Raw genomic sequence first — 18,186 nt, 5'->3', positions numbered from 1 at the left:
TACGTGACACGACGAAAATCTGTTGTTAGGTTCCCGTCACAATAAAACGAGGTGGTTGAACCGCTAAAGATCGACAACGTCAAGGGAGGAGCGTTGGCCGCACGCTGAACAGCGAGCCTAAGACCAACGTATTGTCGATTAAACTCTTTGAGCAGGGCCGTTGTGCCCTGCTTTTTTATTTTTGGATCAATAGCTAATGGCCAGCGCTGAAAGCTTTACGCGAATTGCTATTGCCCTGCCCGACACGGTCAGTGCGCCGCATTTCGATCGCACTGCGTTCCGGGTAAAGCGGATTTTTGCCACCTTGGCGGGTGATGGCCTCAGCGCCAATATCAAGTTTGAGCTGGACGAACAGGAGTTCAAATGCCAGCTCGCGCCGGACCTCTTTCAAGCGATCGATAACGGCTGGGGACGACAGGGGTGGACCACAATGTGGCTGGCTCCGGCGACCGACGAGGATGTGCAAGCGGCGCTGCGAATGGCGCATGGGCATGCATTGGGCCCGGCCAAAAAGAAGCGGTGAGCACAGCTCAGGGGCAATGCTCGAAAATGGTATCGAGCGAGGCCGCTGCATTCTCGCCGGTCAGCAACCACTCCTCGTCGCGATAGGTAAGCGTCATGTCTTTGCCCTTGCGCATGGCAGCGGCAAGGTCGCGGACGCGCGGTTCGTCGACTTCGGATACATCAAGGATGCGCTCCACATCATTACCGACCACCTCGCCCTCGAGATTTTCGAAAGCAACAGCGCCGAAGCGCACGGTAATCGGCACGGCGGGGATGGCATATTTTTGCTTGGCCATTTCGGTGCCGGTGAAGACCGAAAAGAGCAGCTTGCCCTCTCGCATCTCATCGCAGACGAGCTGGACCTCAATCGTGTCGGTCTCATCCACCTGGGAGGCAATGAAGAGGAACCCGCCACCGTCGGATTCGTCATCGACCTGCCAGCGGGCGAAGGCAGGGCTTACGGTAACCAGCATCAGAGCGGCAATGGCGCATAGTCTGAGCATGTTCGAACTCCCCTTAGGCGAACTGCCAAAGGCAAAGACCGGCGAGTCTCAGCGGTTCCAGTAAGCCATCAACGTTTCGTTGGTGAGGCCCCAAAGGAGGAGCCCGGTGAAGACGATGGCAAGCCCCGTCGCCAGCAACGCCTTTTGCAGGAACCGCGGCGCGACGGGAGAGCCCGGGTCAGCACCACGAACCAGGGTTTCGCCGGTTTCGTGATGACTATGGGAGCCGATGGGCAGCACTGCAACAAAGCAGAGCCACCAGACGACGAAAAATACCGCGACTATCGAACCCCATTGCATGGCATCACACCCTGTGGACGAACACGTTCACGTTGGGCTTGCGGCCCCAGAAGGCGTTCACTTCGTTGCGGATAGCCTTGAAAAGCGCCGAACTGAAGACATCGGGATCCGACCGGCGCTTGTTGGGCAGGCTCTTGATGGTGCCGGTGACGGTATCTTCGATGAGCTCGACGATCGATTCATCTTCGGTTTCAGGAAGACCTTCAACCACATAGTCCGGGCCCGAGACCACCTGACCGCTTGAATTGACGGCGAGGGAAACGATGATCATGCCGCCGAACGAAAGGCGACGACGCCCCTTAACGCCGCTCTCTTCAGGCGAGCAGAGCACTAGGCCATCAAGATAAAGTTCGCCGGTGCGGACTTCGGCAGGGAAGGCCATGGGCTCGGGAAAGAGGCGAACGAGATCGCCGTTGCGCGCCTCGCAGACATTGGGAATGCCCTGCTCGCGACCAAGCTTGGCATGCGCTGCAAGGTGGGTCGCTTCACCATGAACGGGCACGAGCACCTGCGGCTTCACCCATTCATAGAGCCGGCGTAGTTCCTCGCGGCGCGGGTGACCGGTCACGTGCACGAGGCCATCATTGGCGGTGATGACTTCGACGCCCTTGTCGATCAGGAGATTCTGGATATCGATGACTTCGCGCTCGTTGCCTGGGATCGCCCAGGACGAGAAGATCATGCGATCGCCGGCATTAAGATCGATCACCGGGTGTTCGCCGCGCGCAATGCGAGCGATGGCGGCGCGGGCTTCGCCCTGGCTGCCGGTGCAGATCAGCACGCATTTGTCGCGCGCAACGGTCTTATAGGCGTCCTGATCGAAATAGGGCGGAAGGCCTTCGAGCATGCCGAGTTCCTTAGCGATGCCCATGATGCGGTGGAGCGACCGGCCCGAGAGCACGACCTGTCGGCCCGCCTGATGGGCGGCGCGAATGATCGAGACCACACGACCGACATTGGACGCAAAGGTCGTCACCGCGACGCGGTGGGGCGCTTCGGCGATAAGTGCGGCGAGCGTGGCGCCGACCTCGGCTTCGCTCGGGCTCTCGCCATCCTTGAGGGCATTGGTCGAATCGCACACCAGCGCCAGCGGCGTGCTGGTATCGGCGCCGATGGCCTGGAAACGCGCGATATCGGTCGGCGCACTGATGACGGGCGTCGGATCGAGCTTCCAGTCGCCGGTGTGCAGGACGCGGCCGATGGGTGTCGAAATCAGCAGGCTGTTTGATTCCGGGATCGAGTGGGCGACGTTGATCGCCTCAACGGTGAAGGGTCCCAGTTCAAACGGCTTGCCGGGGCGCATGATCCGCACGTCGACGTTTTCGACGATGCCGTCCCCTGCCCGCTTGGCCGCAAGCATGGCCGCGGTGAACGACGTCGCATAGACGGGCTTGTCGAAGACGGGCCAGAGATCGAGCACCGCGCCATAATGGTCTTCGTGGCTGTGGGTGAGGATCAGGGCAAGAACGTCATCGGCATTTTCCTCGAGGAATTCGGGATTGGCCATGATGAGTTCGATGCCCGGCAGATCCGGCCCGCCGAAGCTGACGCCGCAATCGACGACGATCCATTTCCGGGACTTTGCGGGGCCAAAGCCATAGGCCCCCATATTCATGCCGATTTCGCCGACGCCCCCGAGCGGTACGAAGACAAGTTCATCCCTTTGGTTCTGAGCCATGGGTTTCTTTTCCTTTTTGCGCGCGGCGCCTGGCGATCTTTGGTCGCTGGTCGTCACGCAGATGTTGTGGTCAGCTCCGGGCGCTGGCCGTTGCCCCAAAATGCACATCGCCTGCCGTGATCACGATCCGCGCGCCTTCATCGTCGCGCATGACCAATCGACCGGTAGAATCGATGGTTTCGAAAATTCCGCGCCGGACGACGCCGTCCTGCGCGACAGCGACCGGGGCACCGATGCCCGCAGCCGAATTCCGCCATTGACTAAGAATGGCGCCGATCCCCGCGCCTTCCGCCCAGAGCGAAAAGGCATCGACCCAAGCTTCGGCAAGGGCCTCGAATACATCCTCGGCGCGCCGCTCATATCCGAGATCGCGCAGGCTTGTCGCGGGATAAGGCAAACCTGTCGGCGCAGCAATAACATTGACGCCGATGCCGATGACGATCGCGTGGCGGCCGTCGACGGTCTTGCCCATTTCAAGAAGAATGCCGGCAATCTTGGCGCCATCGGCAAGAACGTCGTTAGGCCACTTGAGGGCTACACGACCGGCGCCGTTGAGGGCATCGGCGCCATCTATGCCGATGCGGACCGCGCCCCGGGGCAGGATCTGGGCGAATGCGTTCTGCATAGCAACGCCGGCGACAAAACCGAGCGTCGCCAGAATATTGGGATCGGCGTCTGGAATGACAAGCAGGCTGGCCGCAAGATTTCCCGAGGGACTTTCCCAAGCCCTGCCCCGCCGGCCCCGGCCTGCGGTTTGCTTGAGTGCTGCAAACCAGATGCCGCCCGGATCGCCCGCGGCCGCTGCCGCGAGCGCTTCTGAATTGGTGGACCCGATTTCATCGAACCCGGCCAGCCGATAACCGGCAGACCGGGCCCTGGGCCCAAGCAAAAACTCAGCCACCTAGAACAGGCTTCCGGCCGCGGTATGCGCCCAGCTTGTCAGCGAACTGCCGACGCTGAAGTAGTAGGTGACGACAAGGAACGCGCTGACGCCAAGAATGATGTTCAATTCGTTCGGCACCGCTATGAAGGTCGATTTGGGCTCGTCGAAATACATCGTCTTGACCACCCGCAGGTAATAATAGGCGCTGACCGCCGAAGCCAGAACGCCGATGACCGAGAGGACATAGAGGTTGGCTTCGATTGCCGCGAGGAAGACGTGCCACTTGGCGAAGAACCCGGCAAGCGGCGGCATCCCGATCAGCGAAAACATCAGGATGGCCATGATGGCGGCCACAAATGGCCGCGTCTGGGCAGCGCCGGCAAGGTCATCGATGGTTTCGACATAGCCGTTCTCGTTGCGCAGCGAGAGGATGCAGGCAAAAAGGCCGACTGTCATGGTGACATAGATCGCCATATAGATGGCCACGCCTTCGACGCCCACTTGCGTGCCCGAGGAGAGGCCGACCAGGGCAAAGCCCACATGGCCGATCGAGGAATAGGCAATGAGGCGCTTGAGCGACTTCTGGCCGATGGCGGCGAAGGCGGCAAGAACCATGGAGGCGATCGAGAGGAAGACGATGACCTGCTGCCAGTCCGACGTAATCGGCTGGAATGTGTCCATGACCAGCCGGATCATCATCGACATCGCCGCGACCTTGGGCGCCATGGCGAAGAAGGCCGTCACCGGGGTCGGCGCACCTTCATAAACGTCGGGCGTCCACATGTGGAACGGGACGGCCGAAATCTTGAAGGCGACGCCGGCAAGCAGGAACACCATGCCAAAGACGAGGCCGACCGAACGGCCTTCCATGGCGATGGCGCCGACAATCTCGGTCAGATTGGTGTGGCCGGTGAAGCCATAAACGAGCGAGGCGCCATAGAGCAGCATGCCTGAGGATAGCGCACCGAGCACGAAGTATTTGAGCCCCGCTTCCGTCGCACGGCTGTCGTCGCGCTTGATGGCGGCCATGACGTAAAGCGCCAGGGACTGCAGCTCGAGGCCGACATAAAGGCTCATCAGATCATTGGCGGAAACCATGATCATCATGCCAAGAGTCGCGAGGACAGCCAGGATCGAATATTCGAACTTATGAACGCCATTGGCCTCGGAATTGGGCATGGCGAGGATCAGCGAGAGTGCTGCACCGCCGAGGACCAGCAGCTTCATGTAGCGCGCAAAAGCATCGGCGATGAAGACGCCGTTGAAGAGCACGCCATCGGACGGATTGAGCAGCGCCACGGCGCCGGCGGCAACGAGGATGAGTACGCCGAGCCAGGAGATGAGGCTTGAGCGTTCCTTGTTGATGGCGACACCCAGGACCACAAGGACCAGGGCGCCGATCGCCACGACGAGTTCGGGATAGGCAGGCGCGACGCTTGCGAAATCAACGATGTCAGAGTTCACGTCGCTCTCCTAGTGCGCAGCAGGCTCGGCCGCGTGTTCAGCGGCCGGCTGGGCCTCGCCCGTGGGCGCGGCATATTCAAGGGGTGCCCTTGCATCGGCAAGGGAGACGGCCGGGTCGAGACCAACCGAAGCCGAATAGTGGGCAACGAGATTGTCGACCGCGGCCGCCGTGGTATCGAGGATTGGCGAAGGATAGAAGCCGAAGACGATGATCAGGACGATCAGCGGATAAAGCACGATCTTTTCACGCAAGCTCAGATCGAGGATGCCCTTGAGCGATTCCTTGGTGAGCGCACCGAAGACGACGCGGCGGTAAAGCCAGAGGGCATAGCCAGCCGAGAAGATCACGCCGAAGGCGGCGCCGAACGCGACCCAGGTATTGACCTGGAAGACGCCGAGCATGGTTAGGAATTCACCCACGAAGCCCGAAGTGCCCGGAAGGCCGACGTTCGCCATGGTGAACACCATGAAGGCGAAGGCATATTGGGGCATGCGCTCGACAAGACCACCATAGGCCTCGATGTCACGGGTGTGCATGCGATCATAAATGACGCCGACCGAAAGGAAGAGCGCGCCTGAAACGAGGCCGTGCGAGAGCATCTGGAACATGGCGCCTTGGATGCCGAGCGCATTGCCGGCAAAGATGCCTATGGTCACAAAACCCATATGTGCGACCGACGAGTAAGCGATCAGCTTCTTGATGTCGGTCTGCACCAGCGCCACCAAGGAGGTGATGATGATGGCAGCGACCGACAGCACGAAGACGAAGTTCGAAAGCTGCGCAGAAGCGTCGGGGAACATCGGCAGGCTGAAGCGCAGGAAGCCATAACCGCCAAGCTTGAGGAGGATCGCCGCCAGGATCACCGAACCAGCAGTCGGCGCCTCGACGTGCGCCTCAGGCAACCAGCGGTGGAACGGCCACATGGGCATCTTGACCGCGAGGGAAGCAAAGAAGGCCAACCAGAGCCAGATCTGCATGCTTTCCGGGAACTGATGGGTCAGGAGGCGAGAGATATCGGTCGTGCCAGCGTTCCAATACATGGCCATGATGGCCAGGAGCATCAGGACCGAACCGATGAATGTATAGAAGAAGAACTTGTAGCTCGCCTGGATGCGGCGCTTGCCGCCCCAGATACCGATGATCAAGAACATCGGCAGCAGGGTGCCTTCGAAGAAGACGTAGAACATGGCAAGGTCGAGCGTGGTGAACACGCCGATCATCAGGACTTCCAGGATCAGGAAGACCAGCATGTATTCCTTGACGCGGTTCTCGATCGCCTCCCAGCTCGCGAGGATACAGAACGGCATGAGGAGCGCCGACAGGACGACGAAGAGCACCGAAATGCCGTCGACGCCGACGCGATAGCCGATGCTGTCGCCGAGCCAGGGGTAATTGACCACGAACTGGAAGCCAGGATTGGACGGATCGAACGCCGACCAGATCCAAAGCGAGAGCGCCAGAGTGACAAGGGTCGTCGCCAGCGCCGTCCAGCGGATGGCATTCACGGCCGACTTGGGGGTGACCAGAACCAGCGCCGCGCCGAGGAGCGGCAGGAAGGTCACGATCGTGAGGATAGAGTTCTCGAAGTTCATCAGATCAGACCCCCGGCCGTGATGGCCCAGGTGAGCAGTGCCGCGATGCCGATCAGCATGGCGAAGGCATAGTGGTAAAGGTAGCCGGACTGGAGCCTGACGACCCAGGAGGTGACGTTCTGAACGCGGCGGCCGAGGCCTTCCGCGATCTTTCCGTCGACCAGCCAATCATCGAACCCATGCCAGATGGCACGGCCGATCCAGAGCGCGGGGCGCACGAAGATCGTGTTGTAGAGCTCGTCGAAATACCACTTGTTGAGGAGGAACTGGTAGAGGCCAGGATTGGTCGCTGCCAGCTTGCCGGGCACGTCGGGGCGCCGGATATACATGTACCAGGCGGCGACGAAGCCGATGATCATGGAGATCGTGGCGCTCCACTTGACCCAAAGCGGCACGTGGTGCGCAGCTTCGATGATCTCGTGATCGACGACGATCGAGCCGGCGAAGAAGTGTTCGATATGTTCAACCTCATGGAAGAACATGCCGTAGAACACGACACCGGCAAGCACAGCACCAGCCGCCAGAACATAGAGCGGCACGAGCATGACATTTGGCGATTCATGCGCATTGTCATAGGCCGAGCCATGGTGGCCATGTCTATGGTCATCATGGGCATGCGCGGCATGGGTATGAGCATGATGATCGTCGGCATTGCTGTCGTCGATCGGCTCATGGTGCGTTTCGGCATCGGCATGGGCCGGGTCCGGATGCGCGGTATGAGCGTGCTGAGCGTCGCGCGGCGAGCCGTGGAACGTCAGGTGCACGAGGCGCCAGGAATAGAAGCTCGTAAAGAGAGCCGCGATGACGAGCAGCCAGAAAGCGAGGCTGCCGACATTGCCACCGTAAGCATAGGCGCTTTCGATGATCGAGTCCTTGGAGAAGAAACCGGCAAAGCCAAGGCTTGTGCCCGGGATGCCGACGCCGGTCAGCGCCAGCGTGCCGATCATCATCATCGCATAGGTGATGGGGATCTTCTTGCGAAGGCCACCCATGTTCCGCATGTCCTGCTCATGGTGCATCGCGTGGATGACCGAACCGGCGCCGAGGAACAGCAGCGCCTTGAAGAAGGCGTGGGTGAAGAGGTGAAAGACGCCGGCGGAATAAGCGCCGGTGCCAAGCGCGACGAACATGTAGCCGAGCTGCGAACAGGTGGAATAGGCGATGACGCGCTTGATATCGTTCTGCACGAGGCCAACGGTCGCGGCAAAGAAAGCCGTGATGGCGCCGATGACGATGACTACGGTCAGCGCGAATTGCGAGAGTTCAAAGAGCGGCGATAGGCGGGCGACCATGAAGACGCCGGCGGTAACCATGGTTGCGGCGTGAATGAGCGCTGATACCGGGGTCGGACCTTCCATGGCGTCCGGAAGCCAGGTGTGCAGCAGGAACTGCGCCGACTTACCCATGGCGCCCATGAAGAGAAGCAGACAGATGACCGTCATCGCATCAAGGTTCCAGTTGAGGAACCGGATGACCGGCAGACCGGTGGTCGCGAATTCGTCGGCAGCCTGGAAGGCACCGTCGAAATCGATATGGCCGAGCACCATGAAGGCACCGAAAATGCCGAGGGCGAAGCCGAAGTCACCGACGCGGTTGACGATGAATGCCTTCATTGCGGCAGCCGTCGCCGAGGGGCGCGTATACCAGAAGCCGATGAGGAGGTAGGACGCGAGGCCCACGCCTTCCCAGCCGAAGAACATCTGGAGGAAATTGTCCGCCGTCACCAGCATGAGCATGGCGAAGGTGAAGAGCGAGAGGTAGGCGAAGAAGCGCGAGCGGTGCGGATCTTCGTGCATGTAGCCGATCGAATAGACGTGGACGAGCGCCGACACGGTATTGACGACCACCAGCATGATGGCGGTGAGCGTATCGACCCGCAGGGTCCAGCGCAGATCCATGTCGCCGACCTGGATCCAGCGCATCACCTCGACCTTGAGGACTGCGGCGTGGCCATCGCCGACCGCGCCGACAAGACCATCGCCGAAGGCCATGGGAATGAAGACGATCCAGCTCAAAACGGCCGCGATGATCAGGAGGCCAGAGGTAATGAATTCGCTCGGCCGATGACCGATCGAGCGGCCCAGAAGGCCTGCAACAAGTGCCCCGATGAGGGGCAGGAAGACAATCGCCTGAACAGTCAGACCCATAGTCCTAGCCCTTCAACACATTGGCGTCTTCAACCGCGATCGACCCACGGTTGCGGTAGAAGATAACGAGGATAGCCAGACCGATGGCAGCCTCGGCGGCAGCCACGGTGAGGATCATCAGCGCAAAGACCTGACCCTGAAGGTCATTGAGATGCGCAGAGAAGGCCACCAGATTGAGATTGACCGCAAGCAGGATCAATTCGACCGACATCAGGATGACGATGACATTCTTGCGGTTGAGAAAGATGCCGAACACGCCAAGCGTGAACAGGATTGCAGCAACGGTCAGGTAGTGACCGAGCCCGATTTCCAAGCCCATGATAAACCCCTATAGCCCCTGACCGCTCTTGACCTTGACCACCTTAAGCGTCTCGCTGGCCCGGCGAGCCACCTGATCCACCGGATTCTGCCGCTTCGCCGTCGAACGATGACGCAGCGTGAGCACGATGGCGCCGATCATGGCGACCAAAAGCACGGCGCCGGCGGTCTGGAAGAGGAAGAAGTAGCGCGTGTAAAGCACAAGGCCGAGCTGGCGCGTATTGTCCATGGTGGCATCGATCGGCAGGCCAGACCCGCTCACCACATCCGGCGAGATGAAGAAGCTACCGGCAACAAGCAGCAGCTCGAGTAGCAGCACGACACCCACCAGAATGCCGACGGGAGCGTATTGCAGCATGCCCTGACGCATTTCGGCGAAATCGATGTCGAGCATCATCACGACGAAGAGGAACAGCACGGCCACGGCGCCGACATAGACGACGATCAGGATCAGTGCCAGGAACTCGGCACCGGCCAGCATGAAGAGACCTGCGCCGTTGACGAAGGTCAGGATGAGAAACAGCACCGCGTGCACGGGATTGCGCGCCGAAATGACCATGAAGGCCGAGACGACTGCTACCGCCGCGAAGACGTAGAAAAAGAATAATGGAAGGGTCATCCTCTTCCCTCTCAGCGGTAAGGCGCGTCGGCCGCAAGGTTGGAGGCGATTTCACGCTCCCAACGATCGCCGTTTGCCAGGAGCTTTTCCTTCGAGAAGTAGAGCTCTTCGCGCGTTTCAGTTGCGAATTCGAAATTCGGGCCTTCGACGATGGCATCGACCGGGCAGGCTTCCTGGCAGAAGCCGCAATAGATGCACTTCACCATATCGATGTCATAGCGCACGGTGCGGCGGGTGCCGTCGTTCTGGCGCGGACCGGCTTCGATGGTAATGGCCTGAGCCGGACAGATGGCTTCGCACAGCTTGCAGGCAATGCACCGTTCTTCGCCATTGGGATAACGGCGGAGCGCGTGCTCACCCCGGAAACGCGGCGACACCGGTCCCTTTTCGAAGGGGTAGTTGATCGTCGGCTTGGGGCTGAAGAAGTAGCGCATGGCCAGGAAGAAGGCCGAAACGAACTCCTTCATGATCAGCGTATTGACGAACTGGCTGGCGCGCATCAGGCGATCCCTCCGTGCCAACCCCAGCCCGTGAGCTTGAGGACGAAGGCAACAATCACGACCATCACGAGCGAGAGCGGCAGGAACAGTTTCCAACCGATCCGCATAAGCTGGTCATAGCGGTAACGGGGCACGATGGACTTGGCCATCGCGAACATGAAGAAGACAAGCGTAAGCTTGATGAAGAACCAGATCGAACCCGGAATCCAGGTGAACGGCGGCAGATCGATCGGCGAGGCCCAGCCGCCCATGAAGAGGATCACGGTCATGCCGCACATGAGAAGGATCGAGATGTACTCGCCCAGCATGAAGAGCATGTAGGGGGTGGCCGAATATTCGGTCATGAAGCCGGCGACGAGTTCGGATTCGCCTTCCGCCAAATCGAATGGCGGGCGGTTGGTTTCAGCGAGAGCCGAAATGTAGAACACCACGAACATCGGGAAGAGCGGCAGCCAGAACCAGTTGAGGAACGAAAGCCACGGCACGCCAAGGGTATGGGCGAGGCCCATCTGGGTCTGGGCGACCACAATGTCATTCAGGTTCAGCGAGCCGACGCAGAGCAGCACGGTGATGATGACGAGGCCGATCGAGACTTCGTACGACACCATCTGTGCGGCAGCACGGAGCGAGCCGAAGAAAGGGTACTTCGAGTTCGAGGCCCAGCCGCCAATGATGACGCCATAAACGCCGAGAGAGGAAATACCGAGCAGGTAGAGAATGCCGATATTGATGTTCGCCATCGCCCAGCCATTGTCGATCGGGACAACAGCCCAGCCGCCGAGCGCGAGAGTCGCGGTGAGGAGCGGGGCGAGCAGGAACAAGGCCTTGTCGGAACCGGCCGGAATGATCGGCTCCTTGAAGACGAACTTCAAAAGGTCGGCAAAGGACTGCAAGAGACCGAAGGGACCGACGACGTTGGGGCCGCGGCGCATCTGGACCGCGGCCCAGACCTTACGGTCGGCGAGAAGAATAAAGGCCGTAAAGACGAGGAGCACTACGAGGAGCAGCAGCGCCTTGTAGATAAAGCCGATCTGCACGCCCAGCCCAAGGACCGGAATGCCCAGCAAATAGTCGAGGGCCGAAAGAAAAGCGTCCATTATGGTCCCCTACTCCGCCGCCTGCCGAAGACCGGCAGCCAGCGCGGCGCATTCGCCCATGACGGCCGAGGCGCGTGCGATGGGGTTGCTGAGATAGAAATCGGCAACGGCCGAGCCGAAGGGTGCCGACTTGGTCATGATCGTTGCATTCGCATAGGTCGTGAGCGCAGCAAAGTCACTTGCTTCGATTTCGTCTACGCGCGCCAGATGCGGGAATTCGGCATAGATCGCCGAACGCAACTGGGCGAGCGAATTGTAAGGCAGCGGCTTACCGATGGCGCCCGAGAGCGCCCGGATGATGGTCCAGTCTTCCTTGGCATCGCCCGGCGGGAATACGGCACGAGCAGTCTGCTGCACGCGGCCTTCGGTGTTCACATAGGTGCCCGACTTTTCCGTATATGCCGCGCCCGGCAGGATGACGTCGGCGCGATGTGCGCCCTGGTCGCCGTGCGAGCCGATATAGACGACGAAGGCCTTGCCCATGGCGGACATATCGTATTCGTCGGCGCCGAGCAGAAACAGGACGTCGAGTTCGCCCTTGCCGGCCAGAGCGATCTGGTCAGCCGAGCAAACGCCACCGTCATGCGGGACGAAGCCGATATCGAGGCCACCAACGCGGCTAGCCGCGTTATGGAGCAGCGCGAAGCCGTTCCAGCCTTCGGCGACATTAGCGCCGTTGGCCAGCTTGGAGGCGAGCGCGATAACGTCGCGACCCACCTGCTTGCCGAGATTAGCATGCGAGACAGCAGCTTCGCCGACGATGATGATCGGACGCTGGGCCTTGGCGAGGATTTCGCCGAAGGAGCCCTTGCCGGCGGCAACGTCAGCCAGGGTCTCAAAACCTTCGCCGAGATAATCATAGGTGTAGGTGAGGTCGGCGCGTTCGCCGATCACGCCAACCGGGATGTTCTTGGCGCGCCAGGTCTTGCGGATGCGCGCATTGATAAGTGCGGCTTCCTTGCGCGGATTGGCGCCGATAATCAGAATGGCGTCTGCGTCTTCTATGCCGGCAATGGTCGGATTGAAGATATAGGCCGATCGCGGCATCGAGGGGTCGATACCCGACATGGCGGGACGCACGTCGGTCATGCCCGAGCCGATGGAAGCCAGAAGCCCCTTGAGCGCGTACATTTCCTCCACCGCGGCGAGATCGCCAGCGATCGCGCCGACTTTGTTGCCGGCCTTCTTGATACGAGCAGCAACGGCACCGAGGGCCTCGTCCCAGCTCGTGGCCTGGAGCTTGCCGTTCTTTCGAACGTAAGGCCGGTCAAGGCGCTGGTTCTTGAGGCCATCCCAGATGAAGCGGGTCTTGTCCGAGATCCATTCTTCGTTGATGGCTTCATTGACGCGCGGCATGATGCGCATGACTTCGCGGCCACGGCTATCCACGCGGATTGCTGAACCGACGGCATCCATCACATCGATGGATTCGGTCTTGTTCAGCTCCCACGGCCGGGCGTTGAAGGCATAGGGCTTCGAGGTCAGGGCGCCAACCGGGCAGAGATCGATGACATTGCCCTGGAGCTCGCTCGACAGCGCCTTTTCGAGATAGGTGGTGATCTCGGCGTCTTCGCCGCGACCGAGCAGGCCCATTTCGGAAATGCCGGCGACTTCGGTGGTGAAGCGGACGCACCGCGTGCAGTGAATGCAGCGGTTCATCGAGGTCTTGACCAGCGGGCCGATGTATTTGTCTTCGACAGCGCGCTTGTTTTCGTGGAACCGCGACTTATCTACGCCGTAGGCCATGGCCTGATCCTGGAGGTCGCACTCGCCGCCCTGATCGCAGATCGGGCAGTCGAGCGGGTGGTTGACCAGCAGGAATTCCATCACGCCTTCGCGGGCCTTCTTGACCATGGGCGTGTTGGTGAACATTTCGGGCGGTTCGCCATTCGGGCCGGGACGCAGGTCCTTGACCGACATGGCGCAGGAGGCCTGGGGCTTTGGCGGACCACCCTTCACTTCGACGAGGCACATACGGCAGTTTCCCGCGACCGAAAGACGATCGTGGTAGCAGAAGCGCGGGATCTCGGCGCCGGCTGCTTCCGCGGCCTGCATGAGGGTGTAGTAGTCAGGGACTTCGACGAGCGTGCCGTCGACTTTGATAGAAGCCATTTCCCTACTCCGCAGCGATCGACGGAACCGCGCCGTCGCTGGTGGACGAATAAGTATACTGATCGATCCGCGCTTCGATGACGTCGCGGAAGTTGCGGATCAGGCCCTGGATCGGCCAGGCGGCAGCGTCGCCGAGGGCGCAGATGGTGTGGCCTTCGATCTGCTTGGTCACCGAGAAGAGCATGTCGATTTCGCGCTTCTGGGCACGGCCTTCGACCATGCGCTCCATGACGCGCATCATCCAGCCGGTACCTTCGCGGCACGGCGTGCACTGGCCGCAGCTTTCATGCTTGAAGAAAGCCGCGATGCGCCAGATGGCCCGGATGATGTCGGTCGACTTATCCATGATGATCATGCCGCCGGTGCCGAACGATGATTTCTTCTCGCGCATGCCATCAAAATCCATGATGGCATCCATCATGTCTTCGCCGCGGACGACCGGGCAAGATGCACCACCGGGAATGACCGCCAGGAGATTGTCCCAACCGCCACGGATGCCGCCGCAATGCTTTTCGATAATGTCCTTGAACGACTCGCCAAGGGATTCTTCGAAAGTCGCCGGCTTGTTTACGTGGCCAGAGACCATGAACAGCTTGGTGCCGACATTGTTCGGGCGACCGATCGAGGAGAACCAGCCAGCGCCGCGACGCAGGATTTCGGGGACGACGGCGATGGATTCGACATTGTTGACGGTGGTCGGGTTGCCATAAACGCCCATGCCAGCCGGGAATGGCGGCTTGAGACGCGGCTGGCCCTTCTTGCCTTCGAGCGATTCCATCAGCGCGGTTTCTTCGCCGCAGATGTAAGCGCCGGCACCGTGATGGACGATGATATCAAGGTCCCAGCCGTGGATATTGTCCTTGCCGATCAGCTTGGCGTCGTAGGCTTCCTGAACGGCCTCCTCGAGGCGCTGCCGTTCGCGGATGAATTCGCCGCGGACATAAATGAACGCAAGATGCGCATCCATGGCGCGCGAGGCGATCAGGCAGCCTTCGATCAGGTGATGAGGATCGTGCCGCAGAATCTCGCGGTCCTTGCACGTGCCGGGCTCAGATTCGTCGGCGTTGACGAGGAGATAATGCGGGCGGCCATCGCTGACCTTGGGCATGAAGCTCCACTTAAGACCAGTCGGGAAGCCGGCGCCGCCACGGCCGCGCAGACCCGAACCCTTGACCTCGTTTGTGATCCAATCGCGGCCCTGATCGAGAAATTCCTTGGTGCCAACCCACGAACCACGTGCACGCGCGCCTTCAAGGCGCCAGTCGTGCTGGCCATAGAGGTTGGTGAAGATGCGATCTTTATCAGCGAGCATTAGCGCGGGTCCTTCCCGAACACCTTGCGATATTCTTCGATGCCGCCGCGGGCGAGGACTTCGGCCTGGGCCAGCCAGTTGTCACGCGCGACGCGACCACGGAAATTCAGGCTCGATTCAAGACGCTCGATCTCCTCGGGCGTCATGGCAGCGACCTGACTCCATTTGATGATGCCGACGCTGTTGAGCTTGCCTTCCATCACCGGACCGACGCCCGAGATCAGCTTCAGATCATCGGCCGGGCCTTCCGGACGCTGGAAGATCGGCACCGGACCACCTGTTTCGGCCGTCGGGCTCAGACCCTCGGCAGGCGCAGCAACCTTGGCCGGCTCTTCCTTGGGAACATCGGTTGCAGTCGCGCCGGCAGGAGCGGCTGAGGCGGTCGCCTTGCCCGGAGCCTTGCCACCGTCGATCTTGCTGGCGTCGGATTCCGCGCCGGTTGCGTTCGGACGCATTTCCTTGTTGGGCTCGCCATCGGCCTTGGCGGCGGCGCTCGCAGCCTTGCGCTCGCCCTCGGCCTTGGCACGAGAAACCTTGGCTTCCTGAGGCGTTCCCTTGAGAGCCGGAGCGGACTCTTCGGACACGTCCTTGGGGCGGCTCGCCGTGGTCGGCTCGGGCGACTTCGCCGCTGGCGCAGCCGAAGCAGGCGCATCTGGGGGCGCAGCACCTTCCGGCGGAGCGGGCGGCACGAACCTTTCGCGCTTTGCCGTCGGCGTTTCGAGCAAAGTCGTCTGGCCACCTTCGGCAGCCGCATTAAGGCGCTCGATCTGCGTGCCCGGCCTGATGGTGTCACCCCGCCCGGCGTGGAACGCGTCGATGATTTCTTCGAGGCGACCTGCAGTCAGGTCTTCGTAGGTGTCGTGATAGATCGTCACCATCGGTGCATTGACGCAAGCGCCAGCGCATTCGACTTCTTCCCAAGAGAGCGTGCCATCGCCGTTTAGATGATGCGGCTCGTGGTGGATCTTGCTTTTGCAGACCTCGATAAGCTCCCCTGCCCCGCGCAGCATGCACGGCGTCGTGCCGCAGACCTGCACGTGAGCCCGCGAGCCGACCGGCTGCAGCTGAAACTGGGTATAAAAGGTCGCGACTTCCAGCACGCGGATATAGGGCATGCCAAGCATCTCGGCGACCTTTTCGATGGTCGCGCGGGAAACCCAGCCGTCCTGATCCTGTGCGCGCATTAGCAGCGGAATCACAGCGGACTGCTGACGACCGGCCGGATAGAGCGCGATGCGCTTTTCGGCCCAGGCCTGGTTGGCATCAGTAAAGGCGAAACTAGCCGGCTGGACCGACTCGTCTGCAAGGCGTCGCACGCTCATCAGCGATCAACCTCTCCGAACACAATATCAATCGACCCAAGGATCGCCGTGACGTCGGCTAGCATGTGGCCGCGGCAGAGCCAATCCATGGCGCTCAGATGGGCAAAGCCCGGAGCGCGGATATGGCAGCGATAAGGTTTGTTGGTGCCATCGGACACCAGATAGACGCCGAACTCGCCCTTGGGCGCCTCGACAGCGGCGTAAATCTCGCCGGCGGGCACCTTGTAGCCTTCGGTATAAAGCTTGAAGTGATGGATCAGCGCTTCCATCGACTGCTTCATCTCGCCGCGCTTTGGCGGCACGACCTTGCCGTCGACCGAAGACACCGGACCCTTGCCGTCCGGAGCATTCAGCTTTTCAACGCACTGCTTCATGATCCGGTTCGCCTGGCGCATTTCTTCCATGCGCACGAGGTAGCGATCATAGCAGTCACCGTTCGAGCCGGTCGGGATGTCGAAATCCATCTCGGCATAGGCGTCGTATGGCTGCGACTTGCGCAAATCCCATGCGGCGCCCGAACCGCGCACCATGACGCCGGAGAAACCACGGCCCCAAGCTTCCTCGAGCGGCACGACGCCGATATCGACGTTGCGCTGCTTGAAGATGCGATTTTCTGTGAGAAGCGTATCGATATCGTCGAGCGCCTTGGGGAACTCGTCGCAGAAGACACCGATATCGTCGACCAAAGCCTGGGGAAGATCCTGATGGACCCCGCCCGGCCGGAAGTAGGCCGCGTGCATACGGGCGCCGGAAGCGCGCTCATAAAAGACCATGAGCTTTTCGCGCTGCTCAAAGCCCCAGAGCGGCGGCGTCAGCGCGCCGATATCCATGGCCTGAGTGGTTACGTTCATCAGATGCGCCAGAAGACGCCCGATTTCGGCATAGAGCACGCGAATGAGCTGACCGCGCCGCGGCACCTCAACGTCAAGCATCCGCTCGACGGCGAGCGCGAAGGCGTGCTCCTGGTTCATCGGCGCGACGTAATCGAGGCGATCGAAATAGGGCAAGGCCTGCAGATAGGTCTTGTATTCAATCAGCTTCTCGGTGCCGCGATGCAAAAGGCCAACATGCGGATCGACACGTTCCACAAGCTCGCCGTCGAGCTCGAGAATCATACGCAAAACGCCGTGGGCCGATGGGTGAACCGGGCCGAAATTGATTGTGAAATTGCGGACGTCGACTTCTGACATCAGTTCTTCGCCTTCTCGTCGCCGGGCAGCACGTAGTCCGTCCCTTCCCAAGGCGACAAATAATCGAACGAGCGGAATTCCTGTGGCAGGGACACCGGTTCATATATGACGCGGCGGCGCTCTTCGTCGTAGCGCACTTCGACAAAGCCGGTCAGTGGGAAATCTTTGCGCAGCGGATGCCCATCGAAACCATAGTCCGTCAGGATACGGCGAAGGTCCGGGTGACCGGAAAAGAGTACGCCGTAAAGATCGTAGGTTTCGCGCTCGAACCAGTCGGCACCAGGGAAGACGCCGGTGATCGACGGCACAGGCGTCGAATCGTCGGTTTGCACCTTGAGGCGGATGCGCTGGTTAAGATGCGGGCTAAGGAAGTGGTAGACGACGTCGAAGCGGAATTCGCGTGACGGATAGTCTGCGCCACAGACATCGAGAAAAGCGATGAAGCGGCACTTCGGGTCATCACGAAGGAAAGTGACAACCTCGACGATAGACTGGAGCCGCACGGACAGGGTCAGGTCGCCAAAGGCATTTTCATAGCCTTCAATAGCGTCGCCAAGCGAAGTGGCGATATGCTCGCCAAGCGCAACCAGCGGATGGACCGGAACGACGGGCTCGACGGTTTCAACGGTGTCGGTCATGCTAGG

At 60.6% G+C, this 18,186-nt stretch carries 17 protein-coding genes; 1 reads left to right on the top strand and 16 read right to left on the bottom strand.

The window, feature by feature from the left end; translation table 11 throughout:
* Positions 1–196 precede the first annotated feature (196 nt).
* A complete protein-coding gene (locus tag VW35_RS13095; RefSeq protein WP_046143495.1) occupies positions 197–523 on the top strand; it encodes an MmcQ/YjbR family DNA-binding protein in 327 nt (108 codons plus the stop codon).
* Positions 524–530: 7 nt separating this feature from the next.
* On the opposite strand, the gene VW35_RS13090 is transcribed toward VW35_RS13095, so the two are convergent.
* The 16 genes from VW35_RS13090 to VW35_RS13015 all read right to left on the bottom strand — a co-directional run bounded on the left by VW35_RS13090 (position 531) and on the right by VW35_RS13015 (position 18,180).
* The gene (locus VW35_RS13090; protein WP_152662583.1) at positions 531–1,007 is read right to left on the bottom strand and encodes a hypothetical protein; all 477 of its coding nucleotides are present in this window, start codon (positions 1,005–1,007) and stop codon (positions 531–533) included.
* A gap of 48 nt (positions 1,008–1,055) precedes the next feature.
* Positions 1,056–1,307 carry a DUF1467 family protein gene (locus VW35_RS13085; protein ID WP_046143493.1) on the bottom strand — a complete coding sequence of 84 codons (252 nt, stop codon included), beginning with the start codon at positions 1,305–1,307 and terminating at the stop codon, positions 1,056–1,058.
* A 4-nt stretch (positions 1,308–1,311) separates the two neighbouring features.
* Positions 1,312–2,985 (bottom strand): ribonuclease J, encoded by a 1,674-nt coding sequence (locus VW35_RS13080; protein WP_046143618.1) that lies wholly within the window; start codon positions 2,983–2,985, stop codon positions 1,312–1,314.
* Positions 2,986–3,055: 70 nt separating this feature from the next.
* Complete coding sequence (locus VW35_RS13075) at positions 3,056–3,886, bottom strand: biotin--[acetyl-CoA-carboxylase] ligase (RefSeq protein ID WP_046143492.1); 831 nt, start codon at positions 3,884–3,886, stop codon at positions 3,056–3,058.
* A complete protein-coding gene (gene nuoN / locus VW35_RS13070; protein ID WP_046143491.1) occupies positions 3,887–5,332 on the bottom strand; it encodes an NADH-quinone oxidoreductase subunit NuoN in 1,446 nt (481 codons plus the stop codon).
* A gap of 9 nt (positions 5,333–5,341) precedes the next feature.
* The gene (locus VW35_RS13065) at positions 5,342–6,925 is read right to left on the bottom strand and encodes an NADH-quinone oxidoreductase subunit M (RefSeq protein ID WP_046143490.1); all 1,584 of its coding nucleotides are present in this window, start codon (positions 6,923–6,925) and stop codon (positions 5,342–5,344) included.
* The gene (gene nuoL, locus VW35_RS13060) at positions 6,925–9,072 is read right to left on the bottom strand and encodes an NADH-quinone oxidoreductase subunit L (RefSeq protein WP_046143489.1); all 2,148 of its coding nucleotides are present in this window, start codon (positions 9,070–9,072) and stop codon (positions 6,925–6,927) included. The genes VW35_RS13065 and nuoL overlap by 1 nt, the downstream gene beginning before the upstream one ends.
* Positions 9,073–9,076: 4 nt before the next feature.
* Positions 9,077–9,385: an NADH-quinone oxidoreductase subunit NuoK gene (nuoK, locus tag VW35_RS13055; RefSeq protein WP_046143617.1), complete on the bottom strand. Its 309-nt coding sequence runs from the start codon at positions 9,383–9,385 to the stop codon at positions 9,077–9,079.
* 15 nt (positions 9,386–9,400) lie between these two features.
* Entirely contained in the window at positions 9,401–10,009 is a 609-nt protein-coding gene (locus tag VW35_RS13050) for an NADH-quinone oxidoreductase subunit J (protein ID WP_046143488.1), read from the bottom strand.
* 11 nt (positions 10,010–10,020) lie between these two features.
* A complete protein-coding gene (nuoI, locus tag VW35_RS13045) occupies positions 10,021–10,509 on the bottom strand; it encodes an NADH-quinone oxidoreductase subunit NuoI (RefSeq protein WP_046143487.1) in 489 nt (162 codons plus the stop codon).
* Positions 10,509–11,606, bottom strand: a complete 1,098-nt coding sequence (gene nuoH, locus VW35_RS13040; RefSeq protein WP_083982760.1) for an NADH-quinone oxidoreductase subunit NuoH — start codon at positions 11,604–11,606, stop codon at positions 10,509–10,511. The genes nuoI and nuoH overlap by 1 nt, the downstream gene beginning before the upstream one ends.
* Positions 11,607–11,615: 9 nt before the next feature.
* On the bottom strand, positions 11,616–13,718 hold the full coding sequence (gene nuoG, locus VW35_RS13035) for an NADH-quinone oxidoreductase subunit NuoG (RefSeq protein ID WP_046143486.1): 2,103 nt from the start codon (positions 13,716–13,718) through the stop codon (positions 11,616–11,618).
* A 4-nt stretch (positions 13,719–13,722) separates the two neighbouring features.
* Positions 13,723–15,030, bottom strand: coding sequence for an NADH-quinone oxidoreductase subunit NuoF (nuoF, locus tag VW35_RS13030; protein ID WP_046143485.1), 1,308 nt, complete (start codon positions 15,028–15,030; stop codon positions 13,723–13,725).
* Positions 15,030–16,352: an NADH-quinone oxidoreductase subunit NuoE gene (gene nuoE / locus VW35_RS13025; protein WP_046143484.1), complete on the bottom strand. Its 1,323-nt coding sequence runs from the start codon at positions 16,350–16,352 to the stop codon at positions 15,030–15,032. Before nuoE ends, nuoF begins: the two co-directional genes overlap by 1 nt.
* Positions 16,352–17,542: an NADH-quinone oxidoreductase subunit D gene (locus VW35_RS13020; protein ID WP_046143483.1), complete on the bottom strand. Its 1,191-nt coding sequence runs from the start codon at positions 17,540–17,542 to the stop codon at positions 16,352–16,354. Before VW35_RS13020 ends, nuoE begins: the two co-directional genes overlap by 1 nt.
* A complete protein-coding gene (locus VW35_RS13015; protein ID WP_046143482.1) occupies positions 17,542–18,180 on the bottom strand; it encodes an NADH-quinone oxidoreductase subunit C in 639 nt (212 codons plus the stop codon). Before VW35_RS13015 ends, VW35_RS13020 begins: the two co-directional genes overlap by 1 nt.
* Positions 18,181–18,186: the final 6 nt, after the last annotated feature.

It is taken from the genome of Devosia soli, assembly GCF_000970455.1.
GTDB lineage: Bacteria > Pseudomonadota > Alphaproteobacteria > Rhizobiales > Devosiaceae > Devosia > Devosia soli.
This window is presented reverse-complemented; position numbering and strand designations above follow the sequence as displayed.

Coding starts and splice junctions, on each gene's coding strand:
- nuoL (WP_046143489.1), bottom strand. CDS start 9,072: ATGGGTCTGACTGTTCAGGCGATTGTCTTCCTGCCCCTCATCGGGGCA.
- VW35_RS13095 (WP_046143495.1), top strand. CDS start 197: ATGGCCAGCGCTGAAAGCTTTACGCGAATTGCTATTGCCCTGCCCGAC.
- nuoH (WP_083982760.1), bottom strand. CDS start 11,606: ATGGACGCTTTTCTTTCGGCCCTCGACTATTTGCTGGGCATTCCGGTC.
- VW35_RS13085 (WP_046143493.1), bottom strand. CDS start 1,307: ATGCAATGGGGTTCGATAGTCGCGGTATTTTTCGTCGTCTGGTGGCTC.
- VW35_RS13065 (WP_046143490.1), bottom strand. CDS start 6,925: ATGAACTTCGAGAACTCTATCCTCACGATCGTGACCTTCCTGCCGCTC.
- VW35_RS13090 (WP_152662583.1), bottom strand. CDS start 1,007: ATGCTCAGACTATGCGCCATTGCCGCTCTGATGCTGGTTACCGTAAGC.
- VW35_RS13020 (WP_046143483.1), bottom strand. CDS start 17,542: ATGTCAGAAGTCGACGTCCGCAATTTCACAATCAATTTCGGCCCGGTT.
- VW35_RS13080 (WP_046143618.1), bottom strand. CDS start 2,985: ATGGCTCAGAACCAAAGGGATGAACTTGTCTTCGTACCGCTCGGGGGC.
- VW35_RS13015 (WP_046143482.1), bottom strand. CDS start 18,180: ATGACCGACACCGTTGAAACCGTCGAGCCCGTCGTTCCGGTCCATCCG.
- nuoI (WP_046143487.1), bottom strand. CDS start 10,509: ATGCGCGCCAGCCAGTTCGTCAATACGCTGATCATGAAGGAGTTCGTT.
- VW35_RS13050 (WP_046143488.1), bottom strand. CDS start 10,009: ATGACCCTTCCATTATTCTTTTTCTACGTCTTCGCGGCGGTAGCAGTC.
- nuoE (WP_046143484.1), bottom strand. CDS start 16,352: ATGAGCGTGCGACGCCTTGCAGACGAGTCGGTCCAGCCGGCTAGTTTC.
- nuoG (WP_046143486.1), bottom strand. CDS start 13,718: ATGGCTTCTATCAAAGTCGACGGCACGCTCGTCGAAGTCCCTGACTAC.
- nuoF (WP_046143485.1), bottom strand. CDS start 15,030: ATGCTCGCTGATAAAGATCGCATCTTCACCAACCTCTATGGCCAGCAC.